The organism is Tateyamaria algicola (genome assembly GCF_047715485.1).
Taxonomy (GTDB): domain Bacteria; phylum Pseudomonadota; class Alphaproteobacteria; order Rhodobacterales; family Rhodobacteraceae; genus Tateyamaria.
This window is the reverse complement of sequence record NZ_CP180422.1, coordinates 2230399-2252248: the sequence shown is the minus strand read 5'-3', so window position 1 is coordinate 2252248 and position 21850 is coordinate 2230399. Positions and strand designations below refer to the sequence as shown.

Here is a 21850-nt window from a genome sequence, read left to right as displayed (position 1 = left end):
TGCGCTAGGCCGTTCATGCGTTTGATTTGAAAGGAAACGACATGGGCACACCCACCAAGTATCACTTCGATTTACCCGCCAGCGGGCGCCCCCGGCCGTTTGGCATCAAAGAGGAATGGTATCCTGGCGTCGAAGATCACTGGGCCGACTCGACGTCGAGCCGCCGCTACGATTCCCTGCTCGGCGTGCGCGGTGTCGTCATTCATGCCACTGCTGGCGGTTCATCGTCCGGAGCCATGTCGGTCATGAAAGCGCACAAGGCAAGCTGGCACTGGCTGATCCCTGACGAGAACGAAGCCCAGCACGGCGATTTCGTCTGGGCCTGCGCGCCAGAACGACGCGCTGCATGGCATGTGCGCAACAGCCAAAGCCACCCAATGCTCTGGAGCGGGAACCGCTTTATCAACCATTGGACCGTTGGCATCGAAGTGGTCAATCAACAGGTGCCAACGGACTCTTTTTCAGATTGGCAGGTCGCGGCAACGGCAGAAATTGTGCGCTATTGCTGGGCCAAATATCCCAATCTGAAGCATGTGTTTTCCCATGCCATGGTGGACCCGACCCGTCGGACTGATCCGGGCACGCATTTCCCGTGGGACGATTTCAGCAAGGCGGTGCTGAACGGCCCCGTGCCCAAAGCGCACCCCAAGATCGCTTCAGCCACTCCGATGAGCCAGCTTACTGCGGGTGGCAGCCAAGACGATTGTTGCATGATCACATAAGCCCGCGTCGCGCGGACCCATAAGAGGTGTGATTGCTAAAGTCTGGTGGCTGAAAGTGCGCCCCTCAAAGGGCAAACCGTCAGGCCATCAGAAGTTGGGCAACCGTCGTAAAACGGATAGATACATGTTTATCAGCCCCGACGCTTCGGGCTGATAACCTATCTTTCGCCGCGCCTGCCAGCTTCCAGGCAAGGTTGCGGATTGCCTACAGGTCAGCCAGACATTGTCACATACACGGCCGGCAAACCTCCTAAGACGGTTTCGAGTTATCTCGGGCGGTCTGGTTCGAGGGGATCGCGGACGATCAGAGTTTCGATTTCGTTCATTACTTCGACCGGCAAAGCACCGAAAGCGAGAGATCCTGCAATACCCTCAATCTGTTCTTCTGTCCGGGCGCCCGGAATCGGAACATAGGTTTCAGATTGGCCCCATAGCCAACCCAAGGCCCCTTGCACCAGTGTCCGGCCATCGCAGGTCAGCAAGTCTCGAACCGCATCGAGTTTGCGCATGAAATCCGGGTTTGCCTTGCCGTCCCGGTAGTATTCCATCCACACTTCTCCGGATGCGCGCACGTCGTCCGATGCCATGACGGTGTTCTGATCGTACTTCCCGGTCAGCAGACCCATCGCGAGCGGTGAGCGGATGAGGGAAAGCAGCCCCTCGCCTTGCACCACTTTCTGCATGCGGGGCGCGTCGAAAAACACGTTCATCACGTACTCGACCGCCTTGAAGTTGTCTCTGGATGCAACGCTAGAGGCGCTTTTGGAATGATCGGTGCTCCAGCCGTAGGCGCGCAGTTTCCCAGCGTCTGTCAACCGGTCCAGTTCATCAAACACCGCTTCGGCCTCGGCAATTGGCATGTCGTTCACATGAAGCAGCAAAAGGTCGATGCGATCACGTTCCAGGCGTGACAGGCACCCGTCTACGGCGGGGGCGACCAGATCGGGAGTGAATGGATCGAACGATAGCTGCTTGCGCGCCTCGTCAATTCCGACACCGATCTTTGTGACAATCAAGGCGTCGGGCCGATCCTTCAGCGCCTTGGCCAGCAGCCGTTCCGAATGCCCCGCTCCATAGGCCGCAGCGGTGTCAAACAGGGTGATCCCGCCATCCAGGGCGGCATGGATCGTCCGGATCGAAACATCGTCATCTGACCGGGTGTAGCCCAAGGACTGTTCGCCGCAATACATCTTGCCGCCGATGGGCCAGCACCCCATGCCAAGGGGGGAAATCTCTGTGTCCAGGAACTTCATCTGTGCTTCTCCCGTGTGTCGCCCCCCAAAAGGACGCCATTGCCGTCTTTTCATCAACAACACAGAATGTAACTATCGTTTCATGGATGAACGTAAATTTGACTGGGACAACCTGCGGCTTTTCCTGGCGGTTGCCAGAGCGGGCGGGCTGGGCCCCGCAGCCGACCAGACCGGCAAAAGTGCACCGACGCTGGGTCGGCGCATGATCGAGCTTGAACGCGATCTGGGGAGCGACCTGTTTCGACGCAAAGCGCGTGGCTATGACCTGACCGAGGACGGGCAGGCCTTGCTGGAAAAGGTCGAGAACATCGAGGCACGTGTTTTGCCCGTTACGGAAAGCAGCCTCGCACATGCGCCGCCGCTGGTGAAAATCTCGGCCGGGACATGGGTCACACGGGTCTTGATTGGCGCTGTTGGAAAACTCACCGGATCAATGCCGGTGCGGCTGCGGTTCATCTCATCCGAAAACGTTCTGAAAATCGGGCACCGCGAGGCCGCGATTGGCATTCGCAACCACCGGCCCGAGGAGATTGGTTTGGCTGGTCGCAAAATCGGGCGGGTCCGGTTTGCAGTCTATGCCGCGGACGACAGTGTTTCGACATGGGCGCGTGTCTTGTCCAACACGCCTTCCGCCAACTGGTTAAGGGACAACGCAGGCACTGACGCGGCCATTGAAGTGACCGCACCGCAAAACGCCCTTGATCTTGCGAACGCGGGATTGGCGAGGGCCGTTCTGCCCACCTTTATCGGAAACGCGCAGCCACGGCTCGTGCCAGTGTCGCCTCCGATCGAAGATTTGGAACACGATCAATGGCTTGTATCCCACCACGACGACAGGTTTCTCCCCGAAGTCCGCCATGTGATGGATCGCACCTACGCGATACTGAAAGACGCGTGCGAAACCGGGTGAGCGGAGGCGCGCAAGACCTTTGACGCCCCAGGTTTGCGGATGTTGTTACGATCCCGACCTTGGCCATTGAATCGCTACTCTGCCAAATAGCCCGTCATTCTGGGCAATCGAACTGGTCGGAGTGAGAGGATTCGAACCTCCGGCCCCTGCCTCCCGAAGACAGTGCTCTACCAGGCTGAGCTACACTCCGAACCGATGCCGCGCGAATTACTCGGGCAAACGCTCTTTGGCAAGGGCCTTGTCGCGATGCCGCCCGGACGTCATCAACCCGCTCAGACGCAAGGTTGACGGTGTGCCAACGCGGGTGCGGGTGCGCAGAACCGGGGTGTTTTCGGAATTGCCGCTGGTGCTTTCGCGGAAGACGATGAACAGGCCCGAGGCGATGATGATCGCCGCCCCGATGGCCGTGTAGACATCCGGGGTTTCGTCAAAAAACAACAGGCCATAGCCCGTCGCCCACAGGATTTGCGAATATTGCATCGGTGCGACGATTGCCGCTTCGCCCGTCTGGTAGGCGGCGATGATGAACCGCGCAGCGACCCACGCCATGACCGAGATGACGGCCAGCATGCCAAGATGCTCGATCGGCATGGGTTTGTAGACAAAGGCCAACGCGACCCCCATGACCGCGAAATTCGCAACCATCGGATAAAGCAGCAGGACAACCGTGCGTTCCTCTGCCCCGATCTTGCGCACCACGATGGACGCAAACGCACCGGCAAAGGCGGCGATGATCGCGGCAGCGTGGCCCAGCGTCAAATCCGTGCTGCCGGGGCGCAGCACCACCAAAACGCCCGCAAGGCCGACGATCACGGCCAGCCAACGCGGCAGCCGCACCTTCTCTCCCAGGATGGGGATCGACAGTACGGTGATCAGCAGCGGCGTGGCAAAGAGGATGGCATAGGTCTGGGTCAGCGGCAGCAATGTGAACGCAAAGAACGCCGACACGCCCGTCACCACCGCACCCACCGTGCGCACCGCCATCCACCAGGGATGAACGGGCAACAGCGTCCCGGGCTTGGCATCCCGCATGATCATGATCGTCGCCAGCGGGAAGGACAGCAGAACGCTGAAAAACACGATCTGGATCGGGGAATAGATTGCCCCCAACGTCTTGATCAGCACATCGTGAGTCGCGAAGATCCCGAAGGCCACGAGGGCCAGCACTGCACCTTTGACATTGGGCGACATGGGCTGACCCTTTCGGCGTTACAGGCTGGCGTCGAGTGCGGCGAGGATCACGTCACCCATCTCAGAGGTCGACAGCGGCGTGCCGCCCTCGGGACCCATCAGATCGCCGGTGCGCGCCCCGTCGGCCAGCACCTTTTCGATGGCCCCTTCCAGACGTGCGGCTTCGTCCCCCTGATCAAAGGAATAGCGCAGCGCCATGGCAAAGCTGAGCATGCAGGCAATCGGGTTCGCCTTGCCCTGACCCGCGATGTCGGGGGCCGAGCCGTGGACCGGTTCGTACATCGCCTTGGGGCGACCATTGGCCATGGGCGCACCCAGGCTGGCCGAGGGCAACATGCCAAGCGAGCCGGTCAGCATCGCGGCACAGTCGGACAGGATGTCGCCGAACAGGTTGTCGGTCACGATCACGTCGAACTGCTTGGGCGCGCGCACCAGCTGCATCGCACCGTTGTCGGCATACATGTGGCTCAACTCGATCTCGGGGTACTCTTCGCCCACCTTGGTGACGACCTCGCGCCAGAGAATGCCGCTCTCCATCACGTTGGCCTTCTCCATCGAGCAGACCTTCTTGTTGCGGCGCATCGCCAGTTCAAAGGCGGACCGCGCCGCGCGTTCAATCTCGGATTCGGTGTAGCGCTGGGTGTTGATGCCCACGCGTTCGTTGCCTTCCTCGATGATGCCGCGCGGCTCACCAAAATAGACGCCGCTCGTCAGCTCGCGCACGATCATGATGTCGAGGCCCGCGACGATGTCCTTTTTCAGCGAGGAAAAGTCGGCCAGTGCGTCAAAGCACTGCGCCGGGCGCAGGTTGGAGAACAGATCCATCTCCTTGCGCAAACGCAGCAGGCCGCGTTCGGGTTTCACGCTAAAATCCAGATCGTCGTATTTCGGGCCGCCCACGGCCCCCAGCAGCACCGCATCCACTTCCAGCGCACGGGCCATCGTGGCGTCATGCAGCGGCACACCATGCGCGTCATAGGCCGCACCGCCCACAAGGTCGGTTTCCACGTCAAAGGGCAGATCACGCTTGGCACCGAACCAATCGATCACGCGGATCACCTGGTCCATCACCTCGGGGCCGATACCGTCACCGGGCAGGATCAAAAGCGATGGATTGGGCATGTGCGAAACTCCTTTGAATGCTTGGGGCTTCGCTACTCCGCAGGGGGCGCAGGGTCAATAAGGCCGGGCTCAATAAGACAGGTCGACCCACACAAGGCGGTGGCGGCTGGCCGTTGCGACCGTTTCGGTAAGCGGATCATCGGGCGCGGGCCACATCACACCGCTGTCGATCACATCCCAATGGGTCGAGGGCAGCACGTAATCCACACGCAGATCACCCGGCACCGGATCGTCCCAATCGACCGTGTCGGTGCCAAAGTGTCCCCGCGGGGACACATTATGTAAAATTGGGTTATCAAGAAGTGAACGGATCGCCAGCTTGATCCCCGACCCATCAATCGGGTCCAGATTGGCATCGCCCACGATCACGAAAGGCCCCGCTGGCGGCGTGCCAACCGCGCCATCCATCACCTGCTCCCACAGCCGGATTTCATCGTGATTGCGTTTGCCGTTGCGATCCTCGGGACCATCGAACACGGGCGGGCTCGCGTGAAAGGTCATCAGATGGAACGGCCCGGCCGGGCCAAGGATGGGCACGATCCAGTGCCCGGTGGTCGACAGGCGTTGGGCGGCCTGCGCCTCGGCACTCGGGAAGGGGTTGCCGTTCACCTCGGGCAGTGTTGCATCGGGAATGTCGGCCCAAAGGATACCCGACAGGTCCTGAACCTGCGTGGTGTCTATGGGATAGCGCGACAGGATCGCCATACCGCCCTGCCCCGAGAACCGGCCATAGCCTTGCGCGTCGCGCGGGCCGCCCAGACGCCCGTCACCGTCCATATCTAGGCCCGTGGGCAATCCGGTATTGGGGCGCAGCGCAAAGTGAACGGGATAATCCGCAGCCTCGGCAAGCCGCGACAGGGCCTCGCCCGTGAGGTCATAGTCGATGCCTTGCAAGGCCAGCACGTCCGCATCTGCGGCGGCAATCACGTCGAGAACGGCGGCGATCTGCGGGTCTTTACCGCGCGCCAGGTCACGCAGCAACAGGCCCGGCCCGTCACGCTGCAATTCGGTGTTGTAGGTGGCGATGCGCAGGGTCTCTGCCTGCGCATATGTGACACTCAGCAGCCCAATGACCGCACAGATCAGGCGACTTGAAAGTCGCTTTCGGCGTTGGCGTAGGCGCGCTTGCGCTGGTCGTGGATCATCTCGGCGATCCGCTGCATCGCGATGCCGCGCATGATCATGCTGGCAGGAAGGAAGGCCCATGCGCTCATTGTCCAGATCAGGGTTTGCGGGTTTTCCAGAGAGATGGGGTTTAGCAGATCAGCCGCCATCTTGACCACAGCCGGAATGATGAACGGCAGCAGGAAACCCAGTGCGATGTTGATACGCGCATCGCGGTTCAAACGGTGCAACACGTCGCCGCCTGCGGTCGGGTCAAACAGGGGCAGGTTGACCCACACGTTGAACGCACCGGCGCGGGAGGGCCAGCCAAGCACGCGCACCAGGAAAAGGAAGGCCGCCATAGCTGTCAGCGAAATCAGGTAGGACAGGCCCGCCGCCGTGCGCACGGACTGCACCACTTCGGCACTTGCATCGGTGGGCAGCATCAGCACGACTAGGCGCACCGGCGAGAAGGGGAAGTCGATGCTGTTGCCCACAATTGTGCCGACCGAACTGAGTGCGCCGGTCAGCAATGTGGGGTCCGTCTTGCCCTTGCAGATCACGCTGAGCAGGAAAACAGTGAGGAAGAGGGCCACGAACCGCAGGCGGTTGAACGGTGCCGCGTCGCGGAATTCAACAATGCTCGGGCTGGTTGAGTTGTATTCGACAAATGTCAGGAAAGCCGCCAAAAGGGCAACCAAAACAGTGGCTTGAGATGAGTCAATTGACACACCTGGTACAACCAGTGCTGGTGTGGCAATCATCAATGCCACCAAAAATCCGCGCATTGCTGCGCCTGACAGTCGTGCTATCACGTCTCGATCCCTTCAAACTGGCCAGCCGCGATACGTTGCCGCGAACTTGTTCCAACTTGATCCCACCGGGTCAGGCGGGCGCCTCATTTCTGCCCCATTCTTGCCTTGATTGACCCGGTCTCTCAAGTCTGTTGGTTAATTTGACTTAGGACCTGGGGCATTTTGACGGAGGGTGTGGTGCCTTTGTGCATCATTTCCAAGGCGATTTTTGGGCGGGTCCCAGATGTTGTGTTTGGGGCCCGCCGGGGACATATCGAGATGCCTGATAAGCGCGCAGACGGTTAATCCTGCATCACACCCAAGGGCGTGCCTGGCTGGCTTGGGTTTCGAAGGCTTCGATGCTGTCGACCTTGGCCATGGTCAGCCCGATATCGTCGAGCCCTTCCATCAGGCAGTGCTTTTTGAACGCGTCCACCTCAAAGCTGAACACCTCGCCATCCGACGTCGTGACGGTCTGCGCCTCGAGGTCGATGGTCATGCGGGCGTTGGCCCCCTTCTCGGCGTCCTTCATCAGCACATCGACCGCTTCGGCGGGCAGGGCGATGGGCAGAATGCCGTTCTTGAAGCAGTTGTTGTAGAAGATGTCGGCAAAGCTGGTGGAGATCACGCAGCGGATGCCAAAATCCTTGATCGCCCACGGCGCGTGTTCGCGCGAGGACCCGCAGCCAAAGTTGTCACCCGCCACGAGGATTTCCGCCTCGCGATAAGCGTCCTGGTTCAGCACGAAATCGGCAATCTCGTTGCCCTGGCGATCAAAGCGCATCTCGTCAAACAGGTTCGCGCCAAGGCCCGAACGTTTGATCGTCTTCAGGAATTGCTTGGGGATGATCATATCGGTGTCGATATTGACCAGCGGCATCGGCGCCGCGATCCCGGTGAGGGTGTTGAACTTGTCCATTACATCATCTCCCGCACGTCGGTGAGTTTGCCGGTGATAGCCGCCGCCGCCGCCATTCCGGGCGAGACGAGGTGCGTGCGGCCCTTGTAGCCCTGCCGCCCTTCGAAGTTCCGGTTGGAGGTCGACGCGCAGCGTTCGCCTTCGGTCAGCTGGTCGGGGTTCATCGCCAGACACATGGAACAGCCCGCAAGGCGCCATTCGAAACCGGCCTCTTTGAAGATGTCGGCCAGCCCTTCTTCTTCGGCTTGCGCGCGCACGAGGCCCGAGCCGGGCACGACCATGGCGCGTTTGACCTTCACCTTCTTGCCTTTGAGGATTTCAGCGGCGGCCCGCAAATCCTCGATCCGGCCGTTGGTGCAGGACCCGATAAAGACGGTGTCGATCTCGATCTCGGACAGCGGCGTGCCGGGGGTGAGGCCCATATAGTCGAGCGAGCGTTGTGCCGCGCCCACCTTGCCACCTTCGAAGTCGTCGGCGGAGGGGACGGTGGCGGTGATGGGCAGCACGTCTTCGGGCGAGGTGCCCCATGTGACGACCGGTGCGATATCTTCGCCTGCGATGGTGATCACTTCGTCCCAATGCGCATCATCATCGGAGTAGAGCGTGCGCCACCAGGCTTCCGCCGCTTCCCATTGCGCGCCTTTGGGCGCGTGGGGGCGACCCTTGCAGTATTCGAACGTCTTTTCGTCTGGCGCGATCAGGCCTGCGCGTGCGCCGCCTTCGATGGCCATGTTGCAGACGGTCATGCGCCCTTCCATCGACAGATCGCGGATCGCTTCGCCACAATACTCGATGACATAGCCGGTGCCGCCTGCCGTCCCGGTCTTGCCGATGACGGAAAGCGTGATGTCCTTGGCCGTGACACCGGGGCGCAGTTTGCCCGTGATCTCGACCTTCATGTTCTTGGATTTCTTCTGGATCAGCGTTTGCGTCGCCAGCACGTGTTCCACCTCGGACGTGCCGATGCCGTGGGCCAGTGCGCCAAAGGCACCGTGGGTCGCCGTGTGGCTGTCACCACATACGACCGTCATGCCCGGCAGCGTCCAACCCTGTTCGGGGCCAACGATATGCACGATGCCCTGACGGATGTCGGACACAGGGTAGTAGTGAATGCCGAAATCCTTTGCGTTCTTGTCGAGCGCTTCGACCTGTACGCGGCTGTCTTCGGTCATCGTCGCGGCATTGGCGCGGTCCAGCGTCGTGGGCACGTTGTGGTCCGGCACGGCGATGGTCTTGTCCGGCGCATGCACGGTGCGCCCGGCCATGCGCAGCCCCTCGAAGGCTTGCGGGCTGGTCACCTCGTGCACGAGATGGCGGTCGATATAAAGCAGGCAGGTGCCATCGCCGGCTTCGTGCGCGACATGGGCATCCCAGATTTTATCATAAAGCGTTTTGGGGGACATGGCTGGTCCTCTCCCTTTTGTGGTCATGTGGCTGGTCTGTCGGAAGGGCGGGCCCGTCAATGGCCCGCAAGCACGTCATAGACGCGCCAGAACCGTACGGCTGGCACCATGGAACCGCTCGCGCAGGCGCGTGCGGTCTTTGATGTCGAAGAACTGTGTCATCTTGCCGGAGATACACGGGCCACTTGAGTCTCGCAAGACCAGAGCGCGCCGCCTCAGATCAGCAGCGCCACCAGCAGGCCAAGCCATGCAGCCATGGCAAAGGCAAAGAATGCGGGGCGACGGCGATACATGAAGGATGCGGCCATCCCGGCCAGCACAACAAGTGCGGCCAGTGCCATCGCGATCAGCAGAACAGTCTCGCCCAGCGTTGTGCCGGGCCCGAGGGGGAGCCGGGCAAGAGGCAGAATTCGATCACCACCCCGATCAGCCCGCCCAGCACGGCACCGATGGTCGGGGGGATCAGTCTGTGCATGGGGGATCGGGGCTGACCCGGCGCCTTGGGCGGGTCAGCGGAGCGCGGCGCACCTTGCGCAACTGCTTCACGGGCCATCCGCGCTAGGCGGTCTTCGAAGGTGGTTACGGTCATCACGCGTTCCTGTGCCAATCGGTTGACCCTAGGTTAAGCAGAGAATTGGACCGAAATGTGTTGGCGATGCGGTGATTTGGCACCGCCCTCGCCACACGCGGTTTCCTTGCTGTTTTGACGATTTCCATGCCAGACTGACCCAAAGCAGGAGCCGGGCAGACATGGCCAACCACACAAACGAGACAAGCGTGACATCCCCGCTGTCCGAGGCGCTGAATTCGGCTGCCGAGGCAACGGGGCTGGTCGAGGTGCAAAGCGACGCGTCCCTCGCCGATACCGCGCTGAGCCTTGGGCAATCACTGCTGAACGAGGGGCAGGATCTGGCGCAGTCCATGCTGCGCCCCTGGGTTGCCTATCAACTGCTTATGGTTCTTGGCCTGTTGGTGGCGGCACATCTGCTGCGGCGCTGGCTGGGCCCGCCGATCCGCGAATGGATGGCCACGCGTGAGGGCTGGCCCAAATGGCGCATGCGTGTGCTGGTCGTTGTCCACCAACGGCTGCGCGCGATCTTTTTCGTGATGCTGATATGGGGCGTTGTTCTGGTGATGCGCGAAATCACCTGGCCCTCACGATCCTACGTGCTTGGGCTGATCGCTACATTGGCCACCGCCTGGCTGTTGGTGGTGTTCGCCACCCGCCTCATCCGGTCGATGCTGTTGCGTCGGGTCGTGCGTGTGGGGGCCTGGGTCTATGTGACGCTCTATGTCCTCGGGATCGTGGACGAGGCTGCCGATATCCTGCACGCCGCCGCATTTTCCATCGGCGACATGCGGTTTTCCCTGCTGTTGTTGGTGCAGGGGGTTGTGGTCATCGGCGTGCTACTGGCGCTGGCGCGCTTTGTCACCACCACCACATCCGCACGGGTCCAGACAAACGAGGATATATCGCCCTCGATGCGGGTGCTGATCGTCAAGGTGGTGCAGATCGTGTTCTACGCCATCGCCTTTTTTGTGGGCGTGCGCGCGCTTGGCATCGACCTGACCGGTTTGGCCGTGCTGTCCGGCGCCATCGGTGTCGGCCTTGGCTTTGGTCTGCAAAAGGTCGTGTCGAACCTGGTGTCCGGCGTCATCATCCTGCTCGACAAGTCGATCAAGCCGGGCGACGTGATTTCGCTGGGCGACACGTTTGGATGGATTCAAACGCTGGGCGCGCGCTATGCCAGCGTGGTGACGCGGGATGGCAAGGAATACCTCATCCCGAACGAGGATCTGATCACCAGCCAGGTGGTGAACTGGTCGCATTCGAACGAATTTGTGCGCCTCGATATCTATTTCGGCACGTCCTATGGCTGTGATCCACACCTTGTGCGCCGTCTGTCGATCGAAGCCGCCAAAGGGGTCGAGCGGGTGCTGTCGAGCCGCCCACCCGTCTGCCACATCGTCGGTTTTGGCGACAGTTCGGTGGACTACATCCTGCGCTTCTGGATCACAGACCCCACCGGAGGGCTGACCAACATCCGCGGCAACGTCTATCTGGCGCTCTGGGACGCGTTCAAGGAAAACGACATCTCGATCCCCTTCCCGCAGCGCGAGGTGCGCATGCTGGGCGATCAACCGGGGCTGGACGAGGCCGCTTCGAGCAAGTCACCGGGCTGACAGTCAAGTGCGGCGCAAAGCCGGGCAAGCGTTTCAAAGCGCACACCCTTGACCTTGCCGGATTTCAGCAGGCTGAGGTTCTGTTCGGTGATCCCGATTTGCGCGGCCAGGTCCCGGCCCCTGATCTTGCGCCGCGCCATCATCACATCCAGCCGCACGATGATCTCCACACTCATACGAAACCCTCGTTTTCTGCCGATAGCCGGGCCGCCTCCGCCTGAATCCAGCCAAACAGCGTCATGAGACCGGCGGCCAACAGCAGCAAGACCTCCGTACTGCCAAACCCAATGGCGAGCGAGCGCTGACCGGCGGGGTTGTTCCACGTCAGCGCGGCAATGATGATCGTGTTGCCCAGCACATGTGCCACGGCGAGGGCCATCAAGCCGGACCCGATGCGCTGGACATGCCGCGCGGTCTGCCCGGCAAAGATGTCGCCCCGCGCGCAGGCCACCAGCCAGCCACGCACGCTCCACAACACCCACAGGACCAGCGCCATGCGCACGGCCTCGACCCCGAACCAGACAAGGATCGGACCCGCACCGGGATCGGCGGGCATCACCGCAATCCCATAAGTCGTGCGCAGCGTCTCGGGATCGACACCACCCGTCGCCAGTACGGAAATGGCGGCGAGCGGTATGATAATCATCAGTGCGACAGTGATCATCGCCAGAATACGGGCGCGGCGGGCGATCTGGTCCATCTGCATTTTCCTACTTCCCTCTCTTGTTTTATATTTTTACTGTAAAACAATAAATAATGATTCTAAAGGAGAAAGTTGTGAAAGATGTGATACTCGCAGTTTCTATCGGTCTGGGCGCGTGCAGTACAGTCGTGCCAGGCACATTGCTTGAGATGCAAGCGATTGATCCGCTCTCGGCAGATCCTGCCGACATCGCGCTGCGGGTGGACCTGCCCGACAGTGTCGCGCTGTTGCCGCAGGCCGGCACATTGGACCTGCGCGCGCAGCACCGGGATGGATCCAATCTGGCGGGCAGCTTTCCCATTGTGGCGGTGGGGGACGTGGTGCAGGTCGCCCCTGCCTCTCATGCGGAACTGCGGGCATTGCAGGCAAGGATCAGCGCATGGAACACGGCCGACCCCGACGGCACGAAAGGCAGCCTGAGCGTCGGCATCGCCCCCTGCCTGACCGGCGATCAGATGCCCGAAACCGACCGGTTTTCGGTGGCCATACAGCTTAAATCCGGCGGCCCCTTTCTGCCTTTGATCACGGGGGCCTCCGTCGCGGACGCGCTGAAAGGACAGGCAGGCGACGGTGTGACGCGATGTTCGTGAACCCGTTTCATTGAAATGTTATGCGCGCATTGTTACGATGAAAGGGTCCAGGCGCCGAGGACCTGATCGGCGCGATGAAAAGGAGGACGATGTCCTGTCAATCTCTGCAGAAGCGGTCCAGACCGCTGATGGGGCGGCGGCCATGATGGCCACAGCCAAAACGCAAGCCACAAGCGAATTGCTCCTTGCGGCTGTTCTTTCTTCCCTCTCCGATGACAAAGCCGAAGACGTGGTGCAGATCGATCTGCGCGGCAAGACCGAGATTGGTGACTACATGGTCGTCTGCTCGGGCCGTTCGTCACGTCAGGTGGCCTCGATCTCGGAAAAGCTGGTACAGCGGCTCAAGGATGAGTTCGGGCGCACCGCACGGCTCGAGGGCAAGGAAACAGGCGACTGGGTGCTGATCGACACGGGCGACGTGATTGTCCACGTGTTCCGCCCCGAAGTGCGCGAGTTCTACCAGTTGGAGAAGATGTGGCAGCCCAGCGCCGCCGCGGCCAACTGACCCTGCACTGATGCGCGTGCACATCTGCGCTGTGGGCCGCCTGCGTGGCGGTCCCGAGAGCGCTTTGATTTCCGACTACACCACCCGTTTTGACCGAACGGGCCGGGCTTTGGGCCTCGGCCCGCTATCCGTGATCGAGGTCGAGGATCGCAAAGGCGGCGGCATGGCCGCCGAGGCCGCATTGCTGCGCAAGGCTGTACCCAAGGGCGCGCTGATCTGTTGTCTGGACGAACGGGGCAAGGTTGAACCCTCACCCGCCTTTGCCCAGCGCCTTGCCGGGTGGCGCGATGCAGGGCGCGGCGATGTCGCCTTTGTCATCGGCGGGGCGGACGGGATCGACCCGGCCTTGCGGGCCGAGGCTGACCACAAGCTGTCCTTTGGCGCCATGGTCTGGCCGCATATGCTGGTGCGTGTGATGCTGACCGAACAGCTCTACCGTGCCGCATCCATCCTCGCCGGATCGCCCTACCACCGAAACTAGGGCGCACCGCCCCTCTTCATATCTTTCAGAAAAATCCCGAGGGGACCGACCCCCCTGCCGTCAGGGCAGTTGAACGATCATCGTCCCGTCGTTCCATCCGGCAGGCAAATCGCGGGCCTGCACCTGCACCTCACGCGTGCCGTCAGGGATGTTCACGCCGTCCAGGCTGCGGGTAAAGGGCTGTTCATCCACATGCGGATGGAACAGCACGCGCATGCCCAACTCTTTCCCCTCCATATCCAGCACGCGCCAGCCGTCGGCATAGTGATCCCATCCCGTGTCGGGGTGGCTGATGGTGACGGAAAACCGATAAATACCCGGCGCAGTGCGCGTGATGTCAACGTTTTCGATCACGGGTTCTTCGGCAAGGGCGGGTGCTGCGGCCAGCACGAGGGGGAGCAGGTATTTCATGACGTCAGGCATAGCGCAGCGCGACGCCCCTGTCCCATCACGTCTATGTGCCCAGCAGGATCGTGCGCGAATTGGATGCGAACTCGCGCCGCCAGATGACGGCGAGCGTGAACACCGTGGCCACCAACAGCGGGATCGGCCCGGCCAGCCACGCAGCGATGGTCAGAGCAAAATAGACCGAACGCAGGCCGCGGTTGAACGACCGGGCGGCCGTGATGTTGACCTCTGCCGCCTGATCGGCGCGGATCGCACATACGGGATCGCTCGTATCATTGGGCACGGCCGCCATGACGACAGACGCATATCCCATCAACCGGTTGGCCCAGACGAATTTCAGAAACGCGTTGGTCAGGAACAGCGCCATGATCACCAGCTTGACCTCCCACACGAAGGCGGGCGTTTCCATAAGCGTGAGGTCATTGGCGATGCCGGTCACACGCTCGGCGTTGCCGATCACCGCCAGCACACCCCCGATGGCAATGACCGAGGTTGAGGCAAAAAATGCCGTGCCCTGGCGCAGGCTGGTCGCAATCTGCGCATCGAAAATCCGCGGTTCGCGCGTGATCATCTGGCGCATCCATTCGCGGCGAAACCCGGCCATGATCTGCGATGTCGATGGGTGCTTGGCCCCCGGATGCTCAATCCGCCAACCAATCAGCAACCATCCCGCGATAAGAAGCCCGAGTGCGGCCATATCGAAGGGCGTGAAAAAGGAAATGCGGTCAAGCCAGGTCATGGGTGTGCTCTTACACCGCAGAGTTTGAGATTGCATCCCGCACAAATTGGTCATATTATTTTACCAATCCTGAAGGAGATACGCCATGGAAATGCCGATTCCCGATTCGACCATCCTCGACCGCAAGGCCCGCGTGGTGGAACGCCTGCGCGACGTGCTGCCCCGCGATGCGGTGATCGACGACCCCATGGAAACCCGCGCCTATGAATGCGACGCGCTCACCGCCTATCGCTGCCCGCCCATGGTCGCCGTGTTGCCCGCCACAACCGCCGAAGTATCGGACGTGCTGCGCATCTGCCATCAGGAGGGCGTGCCGGTTGTACCCCGTGGATCAGGCACATCGCTGGCCGGGGGCGCCCTGCCGACCGCAGATTGCGTGATCCTGGGCGTGGCGCGCATGAATGACGTGCTCGAGACCGACTATGACAACCGCATCATTCGCGTGCAGACCGGGCGCACCAATCTCAGCGTCACAGGCGCGGTCGAGGCGGATGGCTTCTTTTACGCGCCCGACCCCTCCAGCCAACTGGCCTGCGCCATTGCGGGCAACATCGCGATGAATTCCGGCGGCGCGCACTGCCTGAAATACGGGGTGACCACCAACAACCTGATGGGCGTCACGCTGGTGCAGATGGACGGCACCGTGGTCGAAATCGGCGGCGCGCATCTCGATTCCGGCGGGCTGGACCTGCTCGGCGTCATCTGCGGGTCCGAAGGGCAGTTGGGTGTGGTGACCGAGGCGACCCTGCGCATCCTGCACAAGCCCGAGGGCGCGCGCCCGGTGCTCATGGGCTTTGACAGCGCCGAAATTGCGGGTGCCTGCGTGGCCGACATCATCAAGGCGGGCGTGCTGCCCGTCGCGATCGAGTTCATGGACAAGATGCTGATCGAGGTCTGCGAGGATTTTGCCAAGGCCGACTATCCGATGTGCGAGGCCCTGCTGATTGTCGAGGTTGAGGGTTCAGACGCTGAGATCAACGACCAGCTTGCCCTGATTACCGAGATTGCCAAACGGCATAACCCCGTCGCCTTGCGCGAAAGCGCATCGCCCGAGGAAAGCGCGCGCATCTGGGCCGGGCGCAAGGCCGCCTTTTCCGCCATTGGCCGGGTCAGCGACTACATGTGCCTGGACGGCACGATCCCCGTGTCCGAACTGCCCTATGTTCTGCGCCGCATTGGCGAGATGTCCAAACAGTACGGCCTGCCCGTGGGCAACGTGTTCCATGCCGGTGACGGCAACATGCACCCCCTGATCTGCTATGACGCGAACAAGCCCGGCGATCTGGAGATTTGCGAGGAATTCGGCGCCGAAGTGCTGAAGCTCTGTGTCGAAGTGGGCGGCTGCCTGACGGGCGAGCACGGTGTGGGCATCGAAAAGCGAGACCTGATGACCCATCAATACGCCCCCGCCGATCTCGAGGCGCAGATGGCGATCAAGGATGTGTTTGACGCCAAGTGGCTGCTGAACCCTGCGAAAGTGTTTCCGCTGGCGGTGTCCGAACCACGCCGGTCCGTGCAACTGGCAGCCGAATAGGGGGTCAGCCCCCTCGGCCTTTGGCCTCACCCCCGGAGTTTATTGGGCAAGATGAAGATGAGCAAAGTGAAGACAGAAGACGCGGTGGCAGAGGCCGTTGCCTCGGCACAAGGCCCATTGGTTGTGCGGGCCGGTGGGACGCGTTCCGTGGGCCGTCCGGTTGTGGGTGAGACGCTGGATGTGTCGGGCCTGTCCGGTGTGACCCTATATGAACCCGGCGCATTGACCATCGTGGCGCAGGCGGGCACGCCCTTGGCTGAGATCGAGGCGACATTGGCCGCCGAAAACCAGCGCCTTGCATTTGAACCCTATGACCTGACCGGCCTTTTGGGCACCAGCGGGCAAAGCACCATTGGCGGCGTCATCGCCACCAATGCCAGCGGACCGCGCCGCATTCAGGCGGGTGCGGCGCGTGACTTTGCCCTTGGCGTCCGTTTTGTCGATGGGGCGGGCAACGTCATCAAGAATGGCGGCCGCGTGATGAAGAACGTGACCGGTTATGATCTGGTCAAGCTGATGTGCGGATCGTGGGGCACATTGGGTGTGTTGACCGAGGTCAGCCTGAAAGTGCTGCCGAGCGTCGAGGCGGTGACCACTCTGGTGATAGAGGGGCTGACGCCCGCACAGGCCGTGGCCGCGATGAGTGCCGCGCTTGGATCGCCCTACGAGGTGTCGGGGGCGGCGTGGATCGACGGTGCCGTGTGGCTGCGGCTGGAAGGCTTTTCCAGTTCCGTGGACTACCGCGCAAACGCGTTGCAGGACCTGTTGCGCAGCCATGGTGAGATGACCCGCAGCGACAGTGTCGACTGGACCCGCGTGCGCGATGCGGTGCCGTTGCACGGGGCGGACGCGGTCTGGCGCGTGTCGGTCAAACCCGGCGACGGCCCAGCGGTGATCGCCGCCCTGCCCGACGGGTGCGATGCGATGATGGACTGGGGCGGCGGCCTGATCTGGGTCGGCCAGAGCGGTGGGGATGCGGCCGCAACTCACACCACTTTGCAAAGCGCGATTGCGGGTCATGCCACCCTGATGAAAGGGCCAGAGGCCCTGCGCGCCGCCGTGCCCGTTTTCCAACCCGAAGCGCCCGGCGTTGCCGCGCTCAGCACTGCCTTGCGCGCCCGGTTCGATCCGCGCGGCATCCTCAATCCCGGATTGATGGCCGCCTGATGCTTTTGATCCTGTTCACGATGGCCTTTGTGATCGGCCCCGCGCTCTATCTGGCGCTGGCGGCCTTTGACGGGCGGCTGTGGCCGCTGGCGCTGATCGCGTCCGTGATGGTCGTCCTCAGCCTGGCCTTGCGCAACGAGGCGAGCCTGACCCTGGCCGCTGACCCCGGCCCGGTCTTTGTCAGCCTGTTACTGATCTGGCTGGCCTGGATCCTCGTCCTGGTGATGGTCCACCGCGCGGCCTGCCGGACGCTGACCTCACGCGCCTCCCGGCGGTGGAGCCGGGCGCTGGGCGCAATGGGCACGACACTGCCGTGGTTCGGTTTCGCCACGGCGCAAATGATGGCGAAATGATATGCAAACGACATTTACCCCAGAGCAGTTGAAAGACCCCGCCACCGCGCGCAGCAACGAAATCCTGCGCAACTGCGTGCATTGCGGGTTCTGCACCGCCACCTGCCCGACCTACCAGGTGTTGGGGGACGAACTGGACAGCCCGCGCGGGCGCATCTACCTGATCAAGGACATGCTCGAGAATGAGCGGCAGCCGGACGCCAAGGTGGTCAAACACATCGACCGCTGCCTCAGCTGCCTGGCCTGCATGACGACCTGCCCCTCGGGCGTGCACTACATGCATCTGGTCGATCACGCGCGCGAATACATCGAGGACAACTACAAGCGCCCCCTGAGTGATCGCGCCCTCCGCTGGGTGCTGTCAAAAATCCTGCCTTACCCGATGCGGTTCCGCGTGGCCCTGCTGGGGGCCAAGATCGGCCGCCCCTTTGCATGGGCGATGCCCGATGCCCGCCTGCGCGCCATGCTGGAAATGGCCCCCGATCATATCCCGCCCGTCAGCCGCAATGACGACCCGCAAAGTTTTGCGCCCGAAGCGCCGAAAAAGATGCGCGTGGCGTTGATGACGGGCTGCGCGCAAAAGGCGCTGAACACGGATATCAACGATGCCACCATCCGCCTGCTGACGCGGCTGGGCTGCGAGGTGGTCGTGGCCGAGGGTGCAGGCTGCTGCGGCGCGCTGACCCATCACATGGGCAAAACGTCGGAAAGCCACGCAACAGCGGCCAAAAACATCACCGCATGGGCCCGCGAAATGGATGGCGACGGGCTGGATGCGATTGTCATCAACACCTCGGGCTGCGGCACCACGGTCAAAGATTACGGGCACATGTTCCGCAATGACCCGCTGGCCGAGGATGCCGCGCGCGTGGCAGGCATTGCCATGGACGTGAGCGAAGTGCTGATGAAACTGGACCTGCCGCAAGGCGCACCCCAGGACATGACCATCGCCTATCACGCCGCTTGTTCGCTCCAACACGGGCAACAGATCAAGACCTATCCCAAGGACCTACTGAAAAAGGCCGGGTTCACCGTGGTCGAACCCGCCGACAGCCACCTGTGCTGCGGTTCGGCCGGGACATACAACCTGATGCAGCCCGAGATTTCCAAGCAGTTGAAAGAGCGCAAGGTGCGCACGCTCGAGGCCAAAAACCCCGACATCATAGCGGCCGGGAACATCGGCTGCATGATGCAGATCGGATCCGCCGCAGGGGTGCCTGTCGTCCATACGGTCGAGTTGCTGGACTGGGCGAGCGGCGGGCCGCGCCCACCTGCCCTCGACCGCACCGGCGGAGATGTTCCAATTTTGCGCTAAATTCTCGCAGTGCCCTAATTCTGCCGCGTTTCCTTCCTAAACCCCGAGACATATCGCGGAATTGGTTTCAGGTTAACTATGCGTCGTTGGATGGCCCTCTCGATTATGGCTCTGGTTGTGACCTCGGCGGCGTTTGCACAGGATGCGCGACTGCGCAGGCTGACATCTGGCGACGATGCGCGCGCATGGCAGGCCGTCGGGCGGCTGAACATCGGCGGCACCGGATTTTGCACAGGTGCGCTGATCGCCCCCAAGATGGTTCTGACGGCGGCGCACTGCCTGTTCGACAAAAAGACCGGCGCGCGGATCAACCACTCCGACATCGAATTCCTCGCCGGATGGCGCAATGGACGCGCCTCGGCCTATCGATCGGTGCGGCGCGCGGTGGTGCATCCCGACTACAATTATGCAGGTCATGTCAGTTCAGACGGGGTGCGCAACGATCTGGCGCTTCTGGAGCTGGATCACCCGATCCGCGACGGCAAGATCCGCCCGTTCACCACTGCCGCACGGCCCCGTCGCGGGGCGCAGGTGGGTGTCGTCAGCTATGGCAAGGGCCGCTCCGAAGCGCCCTCGCTGCAAGAATTATGCAGCGTTCTTGCACAGCAGGAAGGCGTGCTTGTCACCTCGTGCACCGTTGACTTCGGAAGCTCGGGCGCGCCGATATTCATCGTGCAGGACGGCGAGGCACAGATCGTGTCCGTGGTGTCGGCCAAGGCCGAGATCGAAGGCGAGGCCGTATCGCTCGGCACCTCCCTTGGGGCACCCCTGGCCCAGTTACAGGCCGAAATGGTGGCCCAGAAAGACACGATCACGCCCCGCGTCCGCGCAGGCGCACGCAATGACACCGGCGCAAAGTTCCTGAGACCATGAGAGCGCTGTCCTTCCTTCTCGGCCTGATCATGGCCACGTCCGTCACGGCGCAGACCAGTGCCTTACGCACGCTTGATACCGATTACGCCGCCGCCAGTTGGAAGGCCGTGGGGCGGATCGATTTTGGGCGCAATGCGTTCTGTTCGGGCACGCTGATCGCGCCCGACCTCGTGCTGACTGCGGCGCATTGCCTCTACAAACCCGGCACAGCGCGGCTCTGGCCGACCGAAGGCATTCGGTTCCAGGCCGGCCTGCGCGACGGGAAGGCTGTGGCAGTGCGCGCAGCCTCTGACGCAGCAGCGCACAAGAAATTCAAACCGACCCGCCCGCTGAATGCGGTGAACGTGGCGCATGATGTGGCGCTGATCCGGCTGGCCGAGCCGATCTCGACCTACGAGGTCGCCCCGTTTTACGTGCACGAAGACCGCATTGCGCCGGGGCCGGTCAGCGTCGTGTCCTATGGGCGGGGCCGCGCAAACGCGCAGTCGCGACAAAAGGAATGCCAGATGCTGGGCCGGGACGGCGATGCAATGGTGTTTGACTGCGATGTCACATTCGGGTCGTCCGGCAGCCCCGTGTTTTCACACAAGAACGGGCGCGGGCGGATCATGGCCGTGATCTCGGGCATGATCGAGCTTGAGGGGCATAAGCGATCCGTGGGCATGGTGCTGCCCGAGCGGGTGGCCGAGCTGAAGTCGCAAATGCGCATGCAGGTGGCCACACCCACCGCCAATGTGCGGCGCATCACCGTCGGCGGCGGCACGCGCACGAATATCGGTGCGAAATTCGTCAAACCCTGAGGGGCTTGAACGCGCAAAAATCCTCACCACATCATGTACATCGGATGCCCGGACGGGGTCCGACCATAGCAACCCGCGGGTCTGTCCATGGTGGAAGGCCCGCTTCGTAATCGCTCTGATGAGGATAACAATGCGTACATATGATTTTGCACCGCTTTACCGCGCAACCGTTGGTTTCGACCAGATCGCCGACCTGATGGACCGGGTGCTTGCCACCGAAGGCAACACGAACACCTATCCGCCCTACAATATCGAAAAGACAGATGACGACGCCTATCGCATCTCGATCGCTGTTGCCGGGTTCTCGGAAAATGATCTGCATGTCGAGGTCAAGGAAAAGAGCCTGATCGTATCGGCCAAGAAGGCCGAGGATGAGGGCAAGACCTACCTGCATCGCGGGATCGCAACACGGGCCTTTGACCGCAAGTTCCACCTGGCCGACCATGTGGTCGTCACAGGCGCATCCCATGTCGATGGCATGCTGCATATCGACCTGGTCAAGGAAGTCCCCGAGGCGCTGAAACCGCGCCGGATCGAGATTGCCACCCAAAAGGCAATTGAAACCGATGTGGTGGAGGCCAAGGCCGTCAACTAAGCCCAAGACTTAACTTGACGGAGGCCCGGAGCGCTTACGCGCCCCGGGCCACTTTATTTTTGAGGGGGCGTTGCCCCCGTCCTTCGGACTCCCCAGAGTTTTCCTGGCAAGATGAAGAAGAAGCGAACCCTTTGCGCTTCACTTTGCTGGATAAACTCCCCCCGGAGGGTCGGCTTGCCACAAGA

General features: G+C 61.9%; 26 protein-coding genes and 1 tRNA gene. 13 read left to right on the top strand and 14 right to left on the bottom strand.

The window, feature by feature from the left end; all coding sequences use genetic code 11:
* Window positions 1-41: 41 nt before the first annotated feature.
* Window positions 42-722 (top strand): N-acetylmuramoyl-L-alanine amidase, encoded by a 681-nt coding sequence (locus ACMHLQ_RS13440; protein ID WP_415401160.1) that lies wholly within the window; start codon window positions 42-44, stop codon window positions 720-722.
* 266 nt (window positions 723-988) lie between these two features.
* Here ACMHLQ_RS13440 and ACMHLQ_RS13435 read toward each other — a convergent pair whose 3' ends face one another.
* Complete coding sequence (locus ACMHLQ_RS13435; RefSeq protein ID WP_415401159.1) at window positions 989-1975, bottom strand: aldo/keto reductase; 987 nt, start codon at window positions 1973-1975, stop codon at window positions 989-991.
* Between the two features lie 82 nt (window positions 1976-2057).
* On the opposite strand from ACMHLQ_RS13435, the gene ACMHLQ_RS13430 reads away from it, so the two are divergent.
* Window positions 2058-2885: a LysR family transcriptional regulator gene (locus ACMHLQ_RS13430; protein WP_415401157.1), complete on the top strand. Its 828-nt coding sequence runs from the start codon at window positions 2058-2060 to the stop codon at window positions 2883-2885.
* Between the two features lie 113 nt (window positions 2886-2998).
* Here ACMHLQ_RS13430 and ACMHLQ_RS13425 read toward each other — a convergent pair.
* From ACMHLQ_RS13425 to ACMHLQ_RS13385, 9 genes are all read right to left on the bottom strand, one after another.
* Window positions 2999-3075, bottom strand: a tRNA-Pro gene (locus ACMHLQ_RS13425).
* 17 nt (window positions 3076-3092) lie between these two features.
* Window positions 3093-4076 carry a DMT family transporter gene (locus tag ACMHLQ_RS13420; RefSeq protein ID WP_415401156.1) on the bottom strand — a complete coding sequence of 328 codons (984 nt, stop codon included), beginning with the start codon at window positions 4074-4076 and terminating at the stop codon, window positions 3093-3095.
* 18 nt (window positions 4077-4094) lie between these two features.
* A complete protein-coding gene (gene leuB / locus ACMHLQ_RS13415; protein WP_415401155.1) occupies window positions 4095-5198 on the bottom strand; it encodes a 3-isopropylmalate dehydrogenase in 1104 nt (367 codons plus the stop codon).
* Between the two features lie 69 nt (window positions 5199-5267).
* Window positions 5268-6284 carry an endonuclease/exonuclease/phosphatase family protein gene (locus tag ACMHLQ_RS13410; protein ID WP_415405281.1) on the bottom strand — a complete coding sequence of 339 codons (1017 nt, stop codon included), beginning with the start codon at window positions 6282-6284 and terminating at the stop codon, window positions 5268-5270.
* A complete protein-coding gene (locus ACMHLQ_RS13405; RefSeq protein WP_415401154.1) occupies window positions 6281-7117 on the bottom strand; it encodes a hypothetical protein in 837 nt (278 codons plus the stop codon). The genes ACMHLQ_RS13410 and ACMHLQ_RS13405 overlap by 4 nt, the downstream gene beginning before the upstream one ends.
* 292 nt (window positions 7118-7409) lie before the next feature.
* Window positions 7410-8015 (bottom strand): 3-isopropylmalate dehydratase small subunit, encoded by a 606-nt coding sequence (gene leuD, locus ACMHLQ_RS13400; RefSeq protein WP_415401153.1) that lies wholly within the window; start codon window positions 8013-8015, stop codon window positions 7410-7412.
* Window positions 8015-9418, bottom strand: coding sequence for a 3-isopropylmalate dehydratase large subunit (gene leuC, locus ACMHLQ_RS13395; RefSeq protein WP_415401152.1), 1404 nt, complete (start codon window positions 9416-9418; stop codon window positions 8015-8017). The genes leuD and leuC overlap by 1 nt, the downstream gene beginning before the upstream one ends.
* Before the next feature lie 215 nt (window positions 9419-9633).
* Window positions 9634-9759, bottom strand: a complete 126-nt coding sequence (locus tag ACMHLQ_RS13390) for a hypothetical protein (RefSeq protein WP_415401151.1) — start codon at window positions 9757-9759, stop codon at window positions 9634-9636.
* Window positions 9760-9764: 5 nt separating this feature from the next.
* Complete coding sequence (locus tag ACMHLQ_RS13385) at window positions 9765-10007, bottom strand: hypothetical protein (RefSeq protein WP_415401150.1); 243 nt, start codon at window positions 10005-10007, stop codon at window positions 9765-9767.
* Window positions 10008-10168: 161 nt separating this feature from the next.
* Between ACMHLQ_RS13385 and ACMHLQ_RS13380 the strand changes: the two genes are divergently transcribed.
* Window positions 10169-11602: a mechanosensitive ion channel family protein gene (locus tag ACMHLQ_RS13380; protein WP_415401149.1), complete on the top strand. Its 1434-nt coding sequence runs from the start codon at window positions 10169-10171 to the stop codon at window positions 11600-11602.
* Here ACMHLQ_RS13380 and ACMHLQ_RS13375 read toward each other — a convergent pair.
* Together ACMHLQ_RS13375 and ACMHLQ_RS13370 are read right to left on the bottom strand one after the other, a co-directional pair.
* Complete coding sequence (locus ACMHLQ_RS13375; protein ID WP_415401148.1) at window positions 11557-11778, bottom strand: helix-turn-helix domain-containing protein; 222 nt, start codon at window positions 11776-11778, stop codon at window positions 11557-11559. The genes ACMHLQ_RS13380 and ACMHLQ_RS13375 overlap by 46 nt on opposite strands.
* Window positions 11775-12302, bottom strand: coding sequence for a hypothetical protein (locus tag ACMHLQ_RS13370; protein ID WP_415401147.1), 528 nt, complete (start codon window positions 12300-12302; stop codon window positions 11775-11777). The genes ACMHLQ_RS13375 and ACMHLQ_RS13370 overlap by 4 nt, the downstream gene beginning before the upstream one ends.
* Before the next feature lie 77 nt (window positions 12303-12379).
* On the opposite strand from ACMHLQ_RS13370, the gene ACMHLQ_RS13365 reads away from it, so the two are divergent.
* From ACMHLQ_RS13365 to rlmH, 3 genes are all read left to right on the top strand, one after another.
* Window positions 12380-12895: a hypothetical protein gene (locus ACMHLQ_RS13365; protein WP_415401146.1), complete on the top strand. Its 516-nt coding sequence runs from the start codon at window positions 12380-12382 to the stop codon at window positions 12893-12895.
* A 145-nt stretch (window positions 12896-13040) separates the two neighbouring features.
* Entirely contained in the window at window positions 13041-13400 is a 360-nt protein-coding gene (gene rsfS, locus ACMHLQ_RS13360; RefSeq protein WP_415405280.1) for a ribosome silencing factor, read from the top strand.
* Window positions 13401-13410: 10 nt separating this feature from the next.
* Window positions 13411-13881, top strand: coding sequence for a 23S rRNA (pseudouridine(1915)-N(3))-methyltransferase RlmH (gene rlmH, locus ACMHLQ_RS13355; protein WP_415401145.1), 471 nt, complete (start codon window positions 13411-13413; stop codon window positions 13879-13881).
* Between the two features lie 60 nt (window positions 13882-13941).
* Here rlmH and ACMHLQ_RS13350 read toward each other — a convergent pair whose 3' ends face one another.
* Entirely contained in the window at window positions 13942-14292 is a 351-nt protein-coding gene (locus tag ACMHLQ_RS13350) for a hypothetical protein (protein WP_415401144.1), read from the bottom strand.
* Between the two features lie 43 nt (window positions 14293-14335).
* Window positions 14336-15028, bottom strand: a complete 693-nt coding sequence (locus ACMHLQ_RS13345) for a DUF599 domain-containing protein (protein ID WP_415401143.1) — start codon at window positions 15026-15028, stop codon at window positions 14336-14338.
* Between the two features lie 85 nt (window positions 15029-15113).
* On the opposite strand from ACMHLQ_RS13345, the gene ACMHLQ_RS13340 reads away from it, so the two are divergent.
* The 7 genes from ACMHLQ_RS13340 (at window position 15114) to ACMHLQ_RS13310 (ending at window position 21665) form a co-directional block, all read left to right on the top strand.
* A complete protein-coding gene (locus ACMHLQ_RS13340; RefSeq protein WP_415401142.1) occupies window positions 15114-16562 on the top strand; it encodes an FAD-linked oxidase C-terminal domain-containing protein in 1449 nt (482 codons plus the stop codon).
* Window positions 16563-16619: 57 nt separating this feature from the next.
* Window positions 16620-17729 carry a glycolate oxidase subunit GlcE gene (glcE, locus tag ACMHLQ_RS13335; RefSeq protein ID WP_415401141.1) on the top strand — a complete coding sequence of 370 codons (1110 nt, stop codon included), beginning with the start codon at window positions 16620-16622 and terminating at the stop codon, window positions 17727-17729.
* A complete protein-coding gene (locus ACMHLQ_RS13330; protein WP_415401140.1) occupies window positions 17729-18082 on the top strand; it encodes a hypothetical protein in 354 nt (117 codons plus the stop codon). Before glcE ends, ACMHLQ_RS13330 begins: the two co-directional genes overlap by 1 nt.
* A gap of 1 nt (window position 18083) precedes the next feature.
* Window positions 18084-19397 carry a glycolate oxidase subunit GlcF gene (gene glcF / locus ACMHLQ_RS13325; RefSeq protein WP_415401139.1) on the top strand — a complete coding sequence of 438 codons (1314 nt, stop codon included), beginning with the start codon at window positions 18084-18086 and terminating at the stop codon, window positions 19395-19397.
* Between the two features lie 90 nt (window positions 19398-19487).
* On the top strand, window positions 19488-20270 hold the full coding sequence (locus tag ACMHLQ_RS13320; RefSeq protein WP_415401138.1) for a trypsin-like serine peptidase: 783 nt from the start codon (window positions 19488-19490) through the stop codon (window positions 20268-20270).
* Window positions 20267-21070: a trypsin-like serine peptidase gene (locus tag ACMHLQ_RS13315; RefSeq protein WP_415401137.1), complete on the top strand. Its 804-nt coding sequence runs from the start codon at window positions 20267-20269 to the stop codon at window positions 21068-21070. Before ACMHLQ_RS13320 ends, ACMHLQ_RS13315 begins: the two co-directional genes overlap by 4 nt.
* A gap of 130 nt (window positions 21071-21200) precedes the next feature.
* A complete protein-coding gene (locus tag ACMHLQ_RS13310) occupies window positions 21201-21665 on the top strand; it encodes an Hsp20 family protein (protein ID WP_415401136.1) in 465 nt (154 codons plus the stop codon).
* The last annotated feature ends 185 nt before the right edge of the window (window positions 21666-21850 follow it).